Below are 16,015 nucleotides of genomic sequence, written 5' to 3' on the forward strand. Positions count from 1 at the left end.
GAAGGATCTAGCCGCGGAGCGCCGAAAAGAAGATGCCGGGCAGGCGGGCCGGGTTGGAGCCCGCGTAGAACTCGGTGAGTTTGCGGCCGGTCGCGGCCGCGGTGGAGTTGCTCACAAACCACGGCGGTTTCGGGGAGAGCGAGAGTTCGCCGTGCAGCAGGGTGCGCGGCGCGGGCCGGAAGGGGCCGTGCACCACGGTGCGCTCGACGTCGTCGAGCAGGAAAGCGTTGTGTACCACGCCGATTCCGCTCTGCACGTCCTCGATGGTGTGGCCCGGGAACGCGCCCCAGGAGGCGCGCGGGGCCAGGAACGCGAGCCCGGTCCAGGCGTTGACGGCGATGGCGCCGTAGCGCAGTCGTTCCAGAGCGCGGTCGAAGGCGATGCCGAGGCGGCGGATGGTCGTCGGGTGCGCGAGCACGTTGGCGCCGAGCGTGCCGGCGAGCTCGCTGTTCGCGAAGTCGACGGCGTGAGCCAGGAATTCGCCGCCGGAGTGCGGGAGTTCGACGACGCCGAGGACGGGTGCGAAGTATTCGGTGCGCAGCAGCGGAGTTTCGCCACTGGGCAGCTCGACCAGTACTCGTCCCTGCCCGAGCCGTTCGGCGTCGGGGTAGGACTCCAGCGCACTGGCGACGCGACCGTCGCTGCCCGGGTAGTAGGGCGTGCGCTGCGGTGCGAGTTCGAGCGCGGCGCGTAGCTCGTTGAGGAATTTATGCTTGAGCGGCCACTCGGAACTGAGCACCACCGTCTGCGCGGCGACACAGTTGTAGCCGCCGTTGTGCAGTCGCTGGGTCGCGATGTGCTCGGCCTGGAATTGCAGGTCGGCGTCGGACCAGTCGCCCGGGACCACGATGGTGGGGGAGACGCCGCCGAGTTCGCTGGTGATCGGCTTGTCCAGCAGCTTCGTCTTGCGTTTGCCGGTGCCCCAAACTATGGCGTCGTGGGTCTGGGTGCTCCCGGTCATGTGCACATGCGCGACATCGGTGTGCCGCACCAGGTAACTGCCGGACTCCGCGCCGCCGAGCAGGATCCGCAGCACCCCGATTTCCAGCAGCGGCGCGAAGATCATCTCGAAGACCGTGAACAGCGGGTCGGTGATCGGGTTCAGCTTCAGCGCGACCACACGGTTGTGCGCGTACAACTCGTACAGCGCGTCCAGCGGCGGGATCGAGGTGATGTTGCCCGCGCCGAGCACCGCGCTGATGCCGTTGGTGGTGGTCGGGTCGAGCTGCGCCAGGCCCGCCCGGCGGCGTGCGGTGTCCGCGTCCACGCCCGGACGCAGCCACACTTCGCCGCGAAAACCGCTGAGCAGCAGGCGATCGTAGCGATCGTGCGGCAGGATCGGCACCGAGACCCGGTCGCCCGGGGCGCTGCCGAGGCTGACGCCGTCGAGCGGGCTGCGGCCGGCCTCCAGCTTGGTCAGGCTCTCCGAGAGCGCCGCGGTGGCCTGCAGCAAGGTCAGCGGCCCGGACATCCATTCCTCGCCGACCAGCGGTGAGGCGGCGTCCAGGTCTTTGATCTCGCGGGCGGCCCGCACCCAGTCCTCGGCGAAGCGGCCGGTGCGCTGATGGATCTCGTCGAGCAGCTCCCGGCGCCTGCGTAGCGAGGTCTGAGCCCAGACTTTCTCGCCGGCGGCCAGATCCGCGAGTGCGTTGTCGATGGTCGTTGCGTCGAAAGTCGTACCCACAGGCCAACTATGCGCGCGACCCATGATCAACTGGCCGGAACTGGGCATATCGGTCCGAACCGGACAAATATCTGGCCACGGATATCCAGGTGAAACCGCGATATCTCGCCGACTAGGCTGATTCTCCATGATCGACCTCCGACTCCTGCGGGAAGACCCCGAAGCGGTCCGCGCCTCGCAGCGCGCCCGTGGTGAAGACCCGGCCCTCGTCGACGCCCTGTTGGCAGCCGACGTGGCGCGCCGTTCCGCCATTGCCACCGCCGACAACTTGCGCGCCGAGCACAAGGCGATGGGCAAGGTGATCGGCAAGGCGTCCAAGGAGGAGCGTCCGGCGCTGCTCGCGCAGGCGACGGAGATGTCGGTCAAGGTCAAGGAGGCCGAGGCCGCGCAGACCACCGCGGAGGCCGAGCTCGAGGCCGCGCACCGCGCCATTTCCAATGTGGTGCAGGAGGGCGCGCCCGCCGGCGGCGAGGACGACTACATCGTGCTCGAAACGGTCGGCACCCCAACCGCATTCGACTTCGAGCCGAAGGACCACCTGGAACTCGGCGAGTCGCTGGGCCTGATCGACATGGAACGCGGCGCCAAGGTGTCGGGTTCGCGCTTCTACTTCCTCACCGGCTACGGCGCACTGCTGCAGCTGGGCATGCTGCAGCTGGCGGCGCAGAAGGCGGTGGCCAACGGGTTCACCATGATGATTCCGCCGGTACTGGTGCGCCCGGAGATCATGGCGGGCACCGGGTTCCTCGGCCAGCACGCCGACGAGGTCTACCACCTGCCGGACCAGGATCTTTATCTGGTCGGCACCTCGGAGGTGCCGCTGGCCGGGTACCACTCGGGCGAGATCCTGGATTTGAGCGAGGGCCCGAAGCGGTACGCGGGCTGGTCGTCGTGCTTCCGCAGCGAAGCGGGCAGCTACGGCAAGGACACTCGCGGCATCATCCGCGTGCACCAGTTCGACAAGGTGGAGATGTTCGTCTACACCACGCCCGAGGAAGCCGACGCCGAACATCAGCGGCTGCTCGCCTGGGAGCGGGAGATGCTCGCGGCCGTCGAGGTGCCTTACCGCATCATCGACACCGCGGCGGGCGATCTGGGCAGCTCGGCGGCGCGCAAGTTCGACTGTGAGGCTTGGGTTCCCACCCAGCAGACCTACCGTGAGCTGTCCTCGACCTCGAACTGCACCACTTTCCAGGCCCGTCGCCTGGCCGTGCGCTACCGCGACGAAAACGGAAAACCGCAGATCGCAGCCACTTTGAACGGCACCCTGGCGACCACCCGGTGGATCGTGGCGATCCTGGAGAACCACCAGCAGGCCGACGGTTCCGTGCGGGTGCCCGCTGCCCTGGTTCCGTTCGTCGGCACCGAGGTTCTGACACCCCCGAAAGTTGCCAGCAGGTAAATAGCTAACGGTTCGCCCGGCCTGATTCACCTGTTGTGGCAACCGTCGAGAATCATTGCCTTTACGCTATTCCCCGTGCGAGGAATCGGGGCGCGCGGCGATACCCGAACCCGGGTGCGGGCGGCATCGGCGCTGGCGACAGCAATGGTTATGGCTCGAACCACCGGGGCGTTCTACGTCATGGGTGGTGTGCTGGGCTTGGTGATCACTGCCATCGCCCCGGGTTCGGAAGGTAATCGACCGCTGGTGGGCACAGCGGCAGCGATCGCGCTGCTGCTGGGTTTGACGTTGCTGGCGTGGGGACCACGGTTGCCCCACGGGATTCACCATGTCTACGTCGCGATCGCGACGGTGCTGGTGACCATCGCGGTGCATTCGTTCCCGAATACCGTTGGCGCGATCAGTCTTGCGGCGTTCTATGTGTTCGTCGCCTGCGATGCGGCGCTGTTCTTCCGGTGGTCCCAGGCCGCCGCGCATATCGCGTTCGCCGTGGTGATGTGCCTGCTGGTGCTGCCGACGCGGGACCTGCCGTGGTGGTCCGGGCTGATCCCGGCGGGCGTCACCTTCGGCGTCGGCGTGGTCGTGGGCATTCTGACCAGGATGGCCTCCGAGGCCGATATCGATGTGCTCACCGGGCTGCACAATCGGCGCGGCTTCGATCGCCGGCTGAACTCGGCCATCGAGCTGGCCACCCGCACCGGACAAGGGCTTTCGCTGGTGCTGGTCGACCTCGACCGGTTTCAGAAGATCAACGACCACCTCGGCCATCGAGCCGGTGACGCGGTGTTGCAGCGGGTCGCCGACACCTGGTCGGGGCTGCTGCAGCCCGAGCAGGTCCTCGCCCGCTACGGCGGTGACGCGTTCGCGCTGCTGTTGCCGAACACCACCGAGCAGGCCGCGATCCTGTTGACCGAGCAACTGCGCGCCGCGGTGACGACGGGTTGTTCGGCGGGTGTGACCTCGTGGCAGCCAGGCGAATCCGGCTCACTGCTGGTCTCGCGCGCCGACGTGGGGCTCTACCGGGCCAAGCAGGCCGGGCGCAACCGGACCGTGCTGGAGTCCTCGCGGCAGCTGCCGCTGGCGGTGGAACTGCGCGAAGCCATCGATCGCGGCGCCCTCGACGTGCACTACCAGCCGATCGTCAGCCTCAGCGAAGGCGGCGGCAAAGCGGTCGGTGTGGAGGCGCTGCTGCGCTGGTCGTCGAACGCCCAACCCGATGTCACCACCGAGGGTTTGATCCGCGTCGCCGAGGAGTACGACCTCATCGCCGACCTCGACGAGCTGGTGCTGCGCCGGGCCTGCGCCGACGCGGCGCGCCTGCAGGAAACCTTCGCCCAGCTGGATCTGACGCTGAACGTGAACGTCAGCGGACTGGAACTGGCGGAAACCGGTTACGCGGACCGGGTTTCCGGGATCCTCGCCAGCACCGGCTGGCCCGCCGACCAGCTCGTGCTCGAGGTGACCGAAAGCGAGCTCGCCGCCGAATCCCAGACGGCCATCACCAATCTGCACACCCTGCGCGACCGTGGCGTGCGCATCGCCATCGATGACTTCGGCACCGGCTACTCGTCCCTGAGCCGCCTGGCCACGCTGCCCAGCGACATCCTGAAGGTCGACCAATCCTTCGTCGCCGCAATCCGTTCCGACTCCCCGGCGCCGCCGCTGCTGGGCGTCATCGCGGCCCTGAGCTCCGCGCTGGACCTCCAGGTCATCGCCGAAGGCGTCGAAACCGAGTACCAGGCAGCGGTTCTCACCGAACTCGGCTTCGCGCTCGCCCAGGGCTACCACTACAGCGACTCGCACCCCGTTGCGGAACTGATCAGCGATCTCAACGACGGAAAAGGTCGAGTCGGCCCGCTCGCCGACCGCGACCCCGACGCCGACCCCATGCCCTCCACCAACGGCTGGCTCCCGCTGGGCTGATCAGTAAGCCATGTTGGCGTAGCTCGCCAGCAGTTCTTCGCTCTCGCGGGAGAGCTTCCAGGTGCCGCCCACGTTCTTCCAGGTGACCGGGATCGGGTAGCTGTATTCGCCGAGGCGGCTGTTCAGGGTCGCGCTGAGCACATCGCCGTCGACGGTGACCGGCCCCGAGACGTCCCAGTTGTAGCCGGGGATCTGGCTGATGACCTGGCCGACGTTGCGGATCTTGCTGGTGTCGCCCGACTCGAGCTCCGCGGCCGAGCCGTTGAGCGCGGCCTGCAACTTGCCCTGGAGTTCAGCGGGCGAGGGCGCGGCGGGGGCGGCGACGGCAACCGGCGCGGTGACGACAACGGCGGCGCCGACCGGAAGCAGCAGGGCGGCGGCCGTCATCGAGGCAGCGGCGAACGAGCGAATCATGGGAACTCCTTTGTGTAGGCAAGCCTTAGCTCGAGGTGCACCCTACCTGTGGGCCGTCGGCGATAAATGGGTTGACGGGGTTGGTGGTTTGCGGTGAAGTTGTTGACATGCGCATGCTCATCTACGGCTGTTGACCTTTCAGCTTCGCCAAGCCTGAGCGCGGTCCCGACTATGGAGTCCGCGGGCTCACGCTGCGCGCGGTGCTGTTCAAAGGTTCCGGCGACCTCATTCCGCTGTACGCGCTGTACGCCCTCCTGTTCGCCGACCACGGCCTGAGCGTCGCGCAGATCTCCTCACTGCTGGCAATCTGGTCGCTGGCCGCGTTCGTGCTCGAGGTGCCTTCCGGTGCATGGGCCGACACGGTGTCGCGCCGCGTGCTGCTCATCCTCAGCGCGGTCCTGATGGCCATCGGCTTCACCGTCTGGACCGTCGCACCGTCCTACCTCGCTTTCGCGATCGGCTTCGCCTTGTGGGGCACCGCAGGAGCTTTGGAATCCGGCACCTTCGAAGCCCTCGTCTACGACGACCTGGTCGCCCGCGGCGAACGCACCGCCTACCCCCGCATCATGGGCTACACCCGCGCCGCCCAGGAAATAACCGTCGTCGTCGCGATCATGGCCGCCGCACCCCTCTACGCCTGGGGCGGCTACGCCCTCGTCGGCTGGTCCAGCGTGGTGGTGGCGGTCTTGCACGCGCTGGTCGCGCTCTCGTTGCCGCGTGCACCTATGGCTGTATCAGCCGGGGCTGTGGATGAATTGGAAGAGCAGGCAGCCGAGGATGATTCGCCGGGGCGGAGTCCCGCAGCGGCACAGCTGGACTCGGCTCGCCTGAGTGGCGCACTAAAGGTGGATTCCGCGCGCCCGACGCGTAAGCCGGAGGTCAGCGATCCCACCTCATCCAGCGCGGGTGAAGTGAGCGGGCGGGGGGAGTCGACATTCGCCAGGTATCTGCTGATGCTGCGCACCGGTATCGGTGAGGCGATCCGGGTGCGGCGGGTGCGCTACGGCGTACTGCTCGGGTCGCTGCTGTACGGAATCACCGCCTACGACGAGTATTTCGCGCTGCTCGCGCAGTCGGCGGGCGCGGCGACCGCGGTGGTGGCGGTGCTGGTCGGGGTGACGGTGCTGGGTTCGATGGCTGGTGCGCTGCTGGCGGGGCGCACCGAGGGCATGTCCGCGCGCACGATGGCGGTGGCTTTGGTGGCTGGCTCGGCGCTGTTCATCGCTGGTTCGCTGGTAACCGGCTTGGCGGTGAGCCACCCGCAGTCGGTCTACTTGCTGACCGGTTTCGGATTCGCCGCGATCGGCGTCGGCTACGGCATCGTCTACAACAGCAGCGTCGTCGCCGAAGCACGCCTACAGGACTCCATCGAGGGTCCCGCCCGCGCGACCGTCACCTCGGTATCCGGCTTGCTGTCGGAGGTCGTCGCCCTGGCGATCTTCGGTTTCGTCGCCCTGGCCACGATCTGGTTGTCGATGGCGACGACCCTCGCCCTGCTCGGCGTCCTCATGCTCGCCATCGCCCTGGTCACCCCCGCCTGGCTGCCGCCCAAGGCGTGACGCGCCATCTGGCAGGAGGCGTTGCCAGATGGTTGATTGTATGAGACCGTCGGTATCAGATGCGCTCGACGATGGGGTCGGGTGCGGACCGTTTCGAGCCGATGGGTGCAATGCAATGGCGCATGACAACCGGAACTTCCTGCCGACTCCGCCGCTGTTCACCGAGTTCCCGTTCAAGTACGCGGTGCCGGTGTTCTCGCCCGGGGATCTGCGGTGCACCGCGGAGCAGCGGGATTCGTTCCGGAAGTTCGCGCAGGTCGGGGACCCACTGGCCGATGACGTGGTCGCCATGATCAAGCGGTTGCCGGTCGGGGAGGGCCGGCGGATGTTCGAGATCGCGGTGGAGCGCGGGGTCGACGCCGTGCCGGATGCGCCCGCCGAGTTGCGGGCTTTCTTCGACCAGGTGGAGTCGGAGCCGTACTGGCTGGATCGGGCCAAGATCGAGCGTGGCGCCCGGGTGGTGGGCCGCACCGGCGTGTGGGGCGGCATCGCGATGGGCATGTTCGCATTGATGGGCGGCTACCTCGCGTCCCGCGCCGACAAGACCCTGGTCGGCACCGGCGACCTGGACGCTATGGCGCCGCGTCGGCTGGCCGAAACCACCCAGTGGTGGCTCGATGTCACCACGCCCGGCCAACTGGATCGGCAAGCGGTCGGCTACAAGAGCGTGCTGCGGGTGCGGTTGATGCACGCGCTGGTGCGTTCCGGCATGAACCACCGCCCCGACTGGGATTACGACGCCTGGGACCAGCCGATCAACCAGGTACTCACCGTCGGCACCCTGACCCTGTTCTCCATGGCGAATCTCGTTGGCGCACAAGCCCTCGGCCTCCGCTTCTCGGCCACCGAGAAGGAGTCGGTCTTCCACCTGTGGCGCTACGTCGGTTTCCTGCTCGGCATCGACCAGGAAATCCTGCCCACCAACGAAACCGACACCTGGCGCGCCTTCTGGATCCTCGCCGACACCGAATTCATCCCCGACAACGATTCCCGGCTCCTGGCCCAAGCCCTGCTGCCCGCCGCCGGCGGCCTCTTCGTCGGCACCGACACCATCGCCCAGCGCACCTTCCGCCGCATGGTCACCCAATACATGGCCGCCTACAGCCGAATCGTCCTCGGCCCCAGCAACTCCGACTTCCTCGGCCTGCCCGACCGCACCCTCTTCAAGTCCGCCGTCCTGGCCACCGCCGTCGTCAACGGCGCCCTCGAAATCCCCCGCCAGCTCATCCCCGGCGCCACCCGCTTCCAGGAAAACCTCGGCGCCCGCATCCGCACCCGCCTGGTCCGCGGCTCCATCGCCCGCAACGGCGGCGACCGCACCTACGCCCGCCACGACACCTACGCCCGCCCCGCCCTCCGCGCGGGCTGAGCGCTCGCACAACGCAGTCCGTCGCTTCGCCGCCCTGTCAGCTGACTGGCAGGGCGAAGCATCAACGGAAGCCACCCAGGCGGCCGATGACTGGCGGGCGAAGTGTCGGCGCGGGGCGGTTTCGACGGGCGGCGGTACCGTGCGGGAGTGAATGGGCGGACGCGGTTGGGGGTGGTGTTCGGGTTTTGTATCGGGGCCGGGGTGGCGGTGCAGAGTCGGATCAATGGGGCGCTGGGGGCGCGGCTGCATGATGGGATCGCTGCGGCGGGTGTCAGTTTCGCGGTCGGGCTGGTGGCGTTGGGGGTGGCGTTCGCGGTCAGTGGGCGGTTGCGGGCTGGGTTCGGTCGGATGCGGCGGGGGCTGGCCGAGGGGGAGTTGCGGCCTTGGCAGTTGCTTGGCGGGTTGTTCGGGGCATTGTTCGTTGCTTGTCAGGGGCTGACGGTGGCGGCGATCGGGGTTACCGCGTTTACGGTGGCGGCGGTGGCGGGGCAGTTGGTGAGCAGTTTGGTGGTGGATCGGCTCGGGCTGGCGCCCAGTGGACGTACTCCGGTGACTGCCATGCGGATTGGTGGTGCGGTGCTGGCGGTGGGTGCCGTGCTGCTGGCGGGGCTGCATCGGTCCGGTGGGTCGGGCGGTGGGCTCGCGTTGCCGGATTCGCTGCGGAACGTTCCTGCGGTGCTGCTCATCGTGATGCCTGCGGTGGCGGGAATCGGGCTGGCGTGGCAGCAGGCTGTGAACGGGCGAGTGGGTGCGGTCGGCGGGCCGTTCTCGGCCACGTTGGCGAACTTCGGCGTGGGACTGATCGCGTTGCTCGCGATCGAATCGCTGGTCCTGGTCACCATCGGGGGACCAGCTGAATTACCCACCACCCCATGGCTTTACCTCGGTGGACTGATCGGTGTCGCTTTCATCGCGCTGGCAGCGCTGACCGTGCGGTGGATCAGTGTCTTGCTGTTCGGACTCACGTCGGTGGCGGGTCAGCTCATAGCTGCACTGGCTCTCGACCTGCTGACACCGACCGGCGCGGGCCTGTCACCACTCTCGGTACTCGGCTGTCTGCTGACGCTGGCGGCGGTCGTCATCGCCGCTCGCCGATCCGGACCGGCCGAACCGCAACCCATGCGGTCGCCATGAGCTGACGTGGCATCCCTGCGGTCCGCACTGGTCCTGGGTATGCCAAACCGTACGGTCAGGTGCCGTCTGCGGCGAAAAGCGTTCTTGCCATTCATGATTCAACACCGCATCAGGTGTGGGATGGTGCGGGAATGGCCGAGTACGGGGTGTGGGTCGTGCGGTTGGGGCTGGCTGTGGTGTTCGGGCTGGCGGCTTGGGGAAAGCTGGCGGATCGGGTGGGGGCCCGGCAGGCGGTGGTCGATTTCGGCGTGCCGGTCCGATGGGGACCGGCGGTGGCGTGGGCGTTGCCGGTGCTGGAGGCGGGCTTGGCGGTGGGAGTGCTGGCGCCGTGGACCGCGGTGGGGGCGGCTGTGGCCGCGCTGCTGGTCTTGGCGGTGTTCACCGCCGCGATGGCCAGGTTGCTGGCGCAGGGGAAACGGCCCGCCTGTTCGTGTTTCGGCGCGGCCGGCAGTGCGCCGATCGGACGACGGACGCTGGTGCGCAATGCGGTGTTGATGCTGTTCACGGTGCTCGCCGCGGTGGGTTCGGTGGTGTATCAGGGCGTTCCGGGGGAGTTGCCCGCGGATCACGCCGTCGGGCTGGTTGTGGTCGCGGTGCTGGCCGCTTTGCTGGTGTGGGGGTTCGGGCAGGTGCAGACGCTGCGGTGGCGACTGGATGAGCAGGCCTTGTCGACACTGGGAGCGGAGGGGCTGCCGGTGGGGGCGGTGGCGCCGGAGTTCGAGTTGCTCGGGACCGCGGGTGATCGGGTGAGCTTGGCGGAGTTGCTGGCGCACGACCGCCAGGTGCTGCTGGTCTTCGTACATCCCGGCTGTGAAATGTGTGCGGCGCTGGCCCGGGAGTTGCCACGATGGCAGCAGCGCACCGAACAAGCGCTGCGAATTGCCGTGGTGGGCAATGGAGATCTGGCGGAGCACGCGCGCTGGGGCGCGGAGCAGGGGCTCGGTGCGATTCCGGTCCTGGTGCAGCAGGGCAATGAGGCCGCACTGCGTTACCGGGTGCGGGGGACGCCGTCGGGCGTGCTGATCAGAGCGGACGGTCGGATTGCCGGCCAAGTCGCCCGCGGCGCCATGGCGGTGCGAGAGCTGATCATGCAGGCGAAAAACACGGGGCGGCAGCCGGTCCCGAGACAAAACGGGCAGCGGGTACCGGACCGGCGGTAGCTGATCTCGCCGCCGCCGTTTCAATCGGACAAAACGGGCCGGTATCTTAAATCTGTTGGCGCACAATCGATTTCGTGAGAAGTGGAGCGCGACGGCGGCTTACCATCGGAGGGCAGGTTTTTCCGGAAGATCGCTCGGCCGAGAGGAAATGCCATGGCTTACTTCGCTTTTACCGACTACTCCGGTAAAGAATTCGTCTTCAAACTGAACAATGAACAGCGAATCCAGGAGGCGCGTCGCATTATTTCCGGCGAGGAAACGATGTCGACGCATGTGATGGGAAAGATCCGGAAGCGGTCGGAGCCCTACAACCCGGGCTGGTCCTTCACCTTCGACCCGGACACCATCACCTTCTTCACCATGGCCATCGAGGTCTGCGACGCCAGCATTCAATACACCGAGGATTACCTCGACGAGGCGTGCGGCGCGTTCCTACCGGGCTGCTTCTGGTGCCCGTGGTCCTCGCGTCTCACGCGTGAACTCCAGGACTCGGAGGTCCAGAGCTGAGGCTGTGCTTCCGCCTCCGGCCGGTACCGCGAGGGTGCCGGCCGGATCGGCGCGTCAGCTATTGGTAGCGGTCTCGTCGAGTCGGCGCGAGCGCAGCTCGTGTCCCTTGGAGGTCTTGCAGCGCCCCGACTCCAGATCCCATTGCCACCCGTGCAAATTGCAGGTGAGGGTATTTCCTTCCACCACACCGAATTTGGACAGATCCGCTTTCAGGTGCGGGCAGCGGCGCTGCACCTCGTAGCCACCGAGTTCGGTGGACGCGGTGTCGTCGTGCGCCTCGGAGAACCAGCCGTCGGCGTAGGCGATGCGCTCATCGGTGAGGCATTTGAAGAACGTGTAGAGGAATTCGTTGTACCCGCCGATGCGCCACGCCTGGAAGCGGGTGGACAGGAAGATGGTGTTCACCCAGTCCGGTTCGTTGTCGCGCAGCACCGTGCGCACGAGCTCCGGCGCGATGCGGAAACCGTAGCGGTACTTGCCTTCGCCCTCGATGGGCGCGCGCACCACACGCTTCGGGAAGTCCAGCACCACGGTCTCGTCGCCGAGCACCAGGCCGACGGGGTAACCGATACCGTCGCAGATCAGGTCCGACTGCGCCATGATCGGCTCGAACAGCGCCTTCAGCCGTTCCAGGAACGGCTCGGAACCCGTTGCCCAGGAGGCCTTTTCGGCGGCCAGCACGGGCGCGAGGCGCTGCGCCATGTCCGCGATGTAGTCGGCTTTGTGGTCGTAGATCGCCGCCGGATCACTCGGATGCGTCAGCCCCGAGAGATCCTTGCCGTGCACCTCCGCGACCGAACCCGGGATCATCAGGATCCCGCCCGCGTTGCCGTGGATCTGCATCTGCTCCAGGAACGTCATCTGATCCGGGAAGATGTTGCCCTCGTCGCCGCGATCGTCGTTGAGGTAGCGCAGTTCGTCGTCGAGGAACACCGGCGGACCGGCCGACGGCACCACCCAGGTCGCGCCGACCTGCTCGATGTAGCTGCGCGCCCGGTCCATACCGCGCTGGCGCTTCTGCTTACCGAAGTTCGACTTGGTGCGCGACGGGATGTCGTAGACCATCGGGTACCAGATGGCCCCCGAGTACTGCAGCAGATGAATGTCGATGTGGCCGAACGAGTCGTGGATCACATCCATGTCGACGGGCCGGGCGTCGTTCATGTTGAAACAGGTGGTCTCGCCGTCGGAGACGATCAGGCCGGAGTCACCGATCGGGCCGTCGGCGGGTGCGCGCAACGCCACGATCATGATGTCGAGCTCGGTGTCCTCGGGGACTTCGGCGCGCCAGGGCAGACCCTTCAGCGAGTGCTTGGTCGAATCCTCGGTCTCGAAGAACCGGTGGAAACCCAGCTTCACCAGTTCCCGGCGCAGATCCGGCACCGGATAGTCCGGCAGCAGCACGGTCGCGTCCTTGTTGACCTTCTCGGCCAGCAGTTTCGCGTCGAAGTGGTCGCGGTGCAGGTGGGAGACGTAGAGGAAATCGCAATTGCCCAGCTCGTCCCAGTCCAGCCGGGTGTTGTCGGGGAACGGGAACCACGACCCGAAATACGCGGGATTGACCCAGGGATCGCAAAGGATCGTCCCGGCCGCGGTGCGGATGTGGAATCCGGCGTGTCCGACGCTGGTGATCTGCACGAGCTGCTCCTCCTACCGTTACCAGTCATCCAGGGTACGGCTAGCCCGAAACATCCCCGATGCAGTACCCCTCCGGCTGTTCGACCAGGGTGAATGTGCGGGTCTGGGTGGCGCCCGAGGAATTGGTGACCGGCACGGTTACGGCGATGTAGTCCCCGCGCAAGCGTTCGGAACCGATCTGCTGATCGGCGAACTTGGTGGTGCCGGTGAGGCGGCCGGAGTTGTTGAACAGGGGCGCGGGGATGGGTTTGCCGGTGCCGTTCGGGTCCCAGCTGGCCGGGTTCGCGTTGCAGAGCAGCGGGTAGTCGCCCTCTTTGTCGGCGGGGTCGAGCGGGCTGCCGACGAACCGGGAGAGATACCGGCGAACCGTGTGCCGGGCGTCGGCGTCGTCATAGCCGACCTGTGCCCCCGCCGGGAAAACGCGCGGGCAGGCGTAACCCGATGTGACCGCGTCCCGTTCGGCGGTGACGGTCGCGTCGGCGCTCTTCCAGGTCACCGTGTTCTTGGTCGCGGTGCCCGGCTTGGCGAGCGCTTCCAGGATGGTCGCCTCGTCGGCGTACATCTCCTGCGCGCTCCGCGGTGGGATGATCCAGCACTTGTCCTGCAGCTCGGCAAGGGTTTTCGAGCTCAGATCCGCGGCCCAGCGCTGCAGCGCGGGCGCGGCCTCGGGCACGCCGGGGACCGCGCCGACCGGCGGAGCGTCCGCGGGCGGCGGGGCCAGGGTCGGGGTGACCGGCGCAGGGATCGCGGCCGGTGGCGTGGTGTGTGCCTGCGAGACAACGGGACCGGGTTCGTCCCCGGGAATTCCGGCGACGGAATCACAACCGGCGAGCAGAAATGCCCCGGCTACCGCCAGACCGCTCAGCGACGCACGCCGGTCGCGTTGGGTGTTCCGTTGGCGGACAGGCGATTTCAGCCGAGCGCGTTCCACTTCGACGATCCTCTTCCTTCACTCGGAATTGCGGTGCTCACTTTGCCGTATGGGGTGCCGCCGCGCTACTGCTGCCCGACCCTGCCGGATCCGGAGTGGTGCGACTACGCTAGCGGACTTGTGGAACCCGTCTACCGGACGATCATCGGGCTTGCCCGCACCGTCTTCTTCGTCGAAGGTCTGAAGTTCACTGTCAAGGGCGCGGAGAACATCCCCGCCTCGGGTGGCGCCGTGCTCGCGGTCAACCACACCGGCTACATGGACTTCACCTATGCCGGCCTGCCCGTGCGCACCCCCAAGCGCTACATCCGGTTCATGGCCAAGAAGGAAGTTTTCGACAACTCGATCTCCGGCCCGATCATGCGGGCGCTCAAGCACATTCCGGTGGACCGGGGTGCCGGCGCCGACTCCTACAAGGCCGCCGTCGACTACCTGAAGCGCGGTGAACTGGTCGGCGTGTACCCCGAGGCGACGATCAGCCGCAGCTTCGAGATCAAGGAATTCAAGTCCGGCGCGGCCCGCATGGCCATCGAATCCGGGGTTCCGGTGATCCCGATCGTCATCTGGGGCGCGCAGCGGGTGTGGACCAAGGGCTTCCCGAAGCGTCTGGGCCGCACCAACACCCCGATCTCCATCGCCGTCGGCAAACCGATCCAGCCCTACGAGCCGGCCGCGGAATTCACCGCGGAACTCCGCTCCACCATGCAGGCAATGCTGCTGGACCTGCAGCAGGACTACATCCACGAGCCCGGCGCGTACTGGGTTCCGGCCCGCCTCGGCGGCAGCGCCCCCACCCTCGAGGAAGCCGACGCCCTCGACGCCGCCGAAATCGCCGAACGCGCCGCCCGCAGGGAATCAGCCGACGAGTAGGCGGGACATGAGCGAGGGGAACGCCGAGTAGCGCCCTCGCCGATGTCCCACTTCTAGGAAGCCCAGGGGCCGATGCCGCCGACTTTGTCGATGCGGATGCGGGTCAGGAGGCCTGGAGGGGCGTCTTTCGGGGGGAAGTCGACGTCGGGGCTGGCGAGGGTTTGTGCCAGCTCTGTAAGTAGTTCGGGGGCGCCACCTTCGACGATGCGGGCGGTGCCCTTGATCGCCAGGTAGGGGCGCATCAGCTCGCCGGGTTCCTTGGACAGGATCGTCACCGCTACCCGGCTGTCGCGCCGTACGTTGCGCACTTTCAGGTATTCGCCCAGGTGCGCCGTCACCAGCTCGTCGCCGTCCGGCGTTTCCTGGAAGGCAATCCACACCACGGAAACTTGCGGGCTGCCGTCGGCATTGATCGTCACCAGCGTCGCATCAACCCCCGCGCCGATCAGTTCACGTGCGGAATCATCGAGTCGCATGCGTACTACCAACACCCGTCGACGGGATTCATTCCTGCGGTCAGGCAGGCGCTTTGCAAGGAGTCGGGGCGGGGAGGTGTCCCTGGATGAACTTGGCTGGTGGGACGCCCATGAGGGTTCGGAAGTCGGCGGTCATGTGGGATTGGTCGTAGTAACCCGAATTCGCGGCGATTTGAGCCCAAGGGGTGTTACCGGCGTGGGCGAGCACGGTGCGGACTCGGCCGATGCGGGCGAAGTGTTTGGGGGAGACACCGACGCCCGCGGTGAAGAGGTTGCGGAGTTGGCGTTCGCTGACGGACAGGTCGGTGGCGAGCGTGTGCACCGGAGTTGTCGCGGCGGAGAGGGTTTCGACCGCGGCGTGGAGCAGTCGGCGGTGGGTGAGGTCGGTGGGGTTGTCGGAGAGACGCTTCGGGAGGGCAGTTTCCAGGAAAGGGAACACGTCTTCCGGCGCGAGCTCGGAAAGCTCGGTGACGAGATCGGCGGCGACACCGGGTAGATCGGCGAGACGGAACACCCGATCGGCCAGATCGACGGCGGGAACGCCGAGGAGTTGGCGGGTAGCGCCCGGTGCGAGGCGTAGGCGCATGCAACCAGCGGGTTTGTCGCTCACCGAGTAGGTGGCCCGGGTCTGCGGGCCGAGCACAAGCGCGTTGCGGCGGCCGGACTGTTCGGTGCGCAACACGATAGTCGTCGCGGTATGCGGGATATGAGTGAACGGTGCGGACACGTCGGTCACCGTGGGAATGTGGCCGAGCTCGGTGATCCACGGCCGCAACGACTCCGGAGCCCGCACGGTCGACTCGACGAGATCCGCGGTCAGCACATTCAGGCGCGCCATCCCTGCGCCGAGTTCCGCGGGTCGCGCCTCGCTCGTATCGTCCGTGACCGATGGTCTCGCGGATCGCAGCGCCGCGGTCACGTTGCCGTCGCCGGTGTTGGGCCGGTCTC

General features: G+C 67.2%; 14 protein-coding genes. 8 read left to right on the forward strand and 6 right to left on the reverse strand.

The window, feature by feature from the left end; genetic code table 11:
- Positions 1 to 7: 7 nt before the first annotated feature.
- On the reverse strand, positions 8 to 1,708 hold the full coding sequence (locus IBX22_RS18000; RefSeq protein ID WP_194817768.1) for an aldehyde dehydrogenase family protein: 1,701 nt from the start codon (positions 1,706 to 1,708) through the stop codon (positions 8 to 10).
- Between the two features lie 103 nt (positions 1,709 to 1,811).
- On the opposite strand from IBX22_RS18000, the gene serS reads away from it, so the two are divergent.
- Complete coding sequence (gene serS, locus IBX22_RS18005; RefSeq protein WP_194816707.1) at positions 1,812 to 3,086, forward strand: serine--tRNA ligase; 1,275 nt, start codon at positions 1,812 to 1,814, stop codon at positions 3,084 to 3,086.
- 75 nt (positions 3,087 to 3,161) lie between these two features.
- Complete coding sequence (locus IBX22_RS18010; protein WP_309234661.1) at positions 3,162 to 5,009, forward strand: EAL domain-containing protein; 1,848 nt, start codon at positions 3,162 to 3,164, stop codon at positions 5,007 to 5,009.
- On the opposite strand, the gene IBX22_RS18015 is transcribed toward IBX22_RS18010, so the two are convergent.
- Entirely contained in the window at positions 5,010 to 5,423 is a 414-nt protein-coding gene (locus tag IBX22_RS18015) for a hypothetical protein (protein ID WP_194816708.1), read from the reverse strand. It lies immediately after the preceding gene.
- Between the two features lie 200 nt (positions 5,424 to 5,623).
- Here IBX22_RS18015 and IBX22_RS18020 point away from each other — a divergent pair, with 200 nt between their 5' ends.
- From IBX22_RS18020 to IBX22_RS18040, 5 genes are all read left to right on the forward strand, one after another.
- Positions 5,624 to 6,982 (forward strand): MFS transporter, encoded by a 1,359-nt coding sequence (locus IBX22_RS18020; RefSeq protein WP_194816709.1) that lies wholly within the window; start codon positions 5,624 to 5,626, stop codon positions 6,980 to 6,982.
- Between the two features lie 115 nt (positions 6,983 to 7,097).
- Positions 7,098 to 8,351: an oxygenase MpaB family protein gene (locus IBX22_RS18025; RefSeq protein ID WP_194816710.1), complete on the forward strand. Its 1,254-nt coding sequence runs from the start codon at positions 7,098 to 7,100 to the stop codon at positions 8,349 to 8,351.
- Between the two features lie 147 nt (positions 8,352 to 8,498).
- A complete protein-coding gene (locus tag IBX22_RS18030; RefSeq protein WP_194816711.1) occupies positions 8,499 to 9,485 on the forward strand; it encodes a DMT family transporter in 987 nt (328 codons plus the stop codon).
- Between the two features lie 131 nt (positions 9,486 to 9,616).
- Positions 9,617 to 10,645 (forward strand): peroxiredoxin, encoded by a 1,029-nt coding sequence (locus tag IBX22_RS18035; protein ID WP_194816712.1) that lies wholly within the window; start codon positions 9,617 to 9,619, stop codon positions 10,643 to 10,645.
- Between the two features lie 153 nt (positions 10,646 to 10,798).
- Positions 10,799 to 11,152 (forward strand): calmodulin, encoded by a 354-nt coding sequence (locus tag IBX22_RS18040; protein ID WP_194816713.1) that lies wholly within the window; start codon positions 10,799 to 10,801, stop codon positions 11,150 to 11,152.
- 54 nt (positions 11,153 to 11,206) lie between these two features.
- Here the strand turns inward: IBX22_RS18040 and IBX22_RS18045 are convergent, their stop codons facing one another.
- Together IBX22_RS18045 and IBX22_RS18050 are read right to left on the reverse strand one after the other, a co-directional pair.
- A complete protein-coding gene (locus IBX22_RS18045; RefSeq protein WP_194816714.1) occupies positions 11,207 to 12,790 on the reverse strand; it encodes a Rieske 2Fe-2S domain-containing protein in 1,584 nt (527 codons plus the stop codon).
- A 40-nt stretch (positions 12,791 to 12,830) separates the two neighbouring features.
- Positions 12,831 to 13,721 carry a hypothetical protein gene (locus IBX22_RS18050; RefSeq protein WP_309234662.1) on the reverse strand — a complete coding sequence of 297 codons (891 nt, stop codon included), beginning with the start codon at positions 13,719 to 13,721 and terminating at the stop codon, positions 12,831 to 12,833.
- A 120-nt stretch (positions 13,722 to 13,841) separates the two neighbouring features.
- Here IBX22_RS18050 and IBX22_RS18055 point away from each other — a divergent pair, with 120 nt between their 5' ends.
- On the forward strand, positions 13,842 to 14,591 hold the full coding sequence (locus IBX22_RS18055) for a 1-acyl-sn-glycerol-3-phosphate acyltransferase (RefSeq protein WP_194817771.1): 750 nt from the start codon (positions 13,842 to 13,844) through the stop codon (positions 14,589 to 14,591).
- Positions 14,592 to 14,644: 53 nt separating this feature from the next.
- Here IBX22_RS18055 and IBX22_RS18060 read toward each other — a convergent pair whose 3' ends face one another.
- Both IBX22_RS18060 and IBX22_RS18065 read right to left on the reverse strand, forming a co-directional pair.
- Positions 14,645 to 15,067 (reverse strand): PPOX class F420-dependent oxidoreductase, encoded by a 423-nt coding sequence (locus IBX22_RS18060; RefSeq protein ID WP_194816715.1) that lies wholly within the window; start codon positions 15,065 to 15,067, stop codon positions 14,645 to 14,647.
- A gap of 40 nt (positions 15,068 to 15,107) precedes the next feature.
- Positions 15,108 to 15,905, reverse strand: coding sequence for an AraC family transcriptional regulator (locus IBX22_RS18065; RefSeq protein WP_194816716.1), 798 nt, complete (start codon positions 15,903 to 15,905; stop codon positions 15,108 to 15,110).
- Positions 15,906 to 16,015: the final 110 nt, after the last annotated feature.

Origin of the sequence: Nocardia sp. XZ_19_385 (assembly GCF_015355755.1) — a bacterium.
GTDB lineage: Bacteria > Actinomycetota > Actinomycetes > Mycobacteriales > Mycobacteriaceae > Nocardia.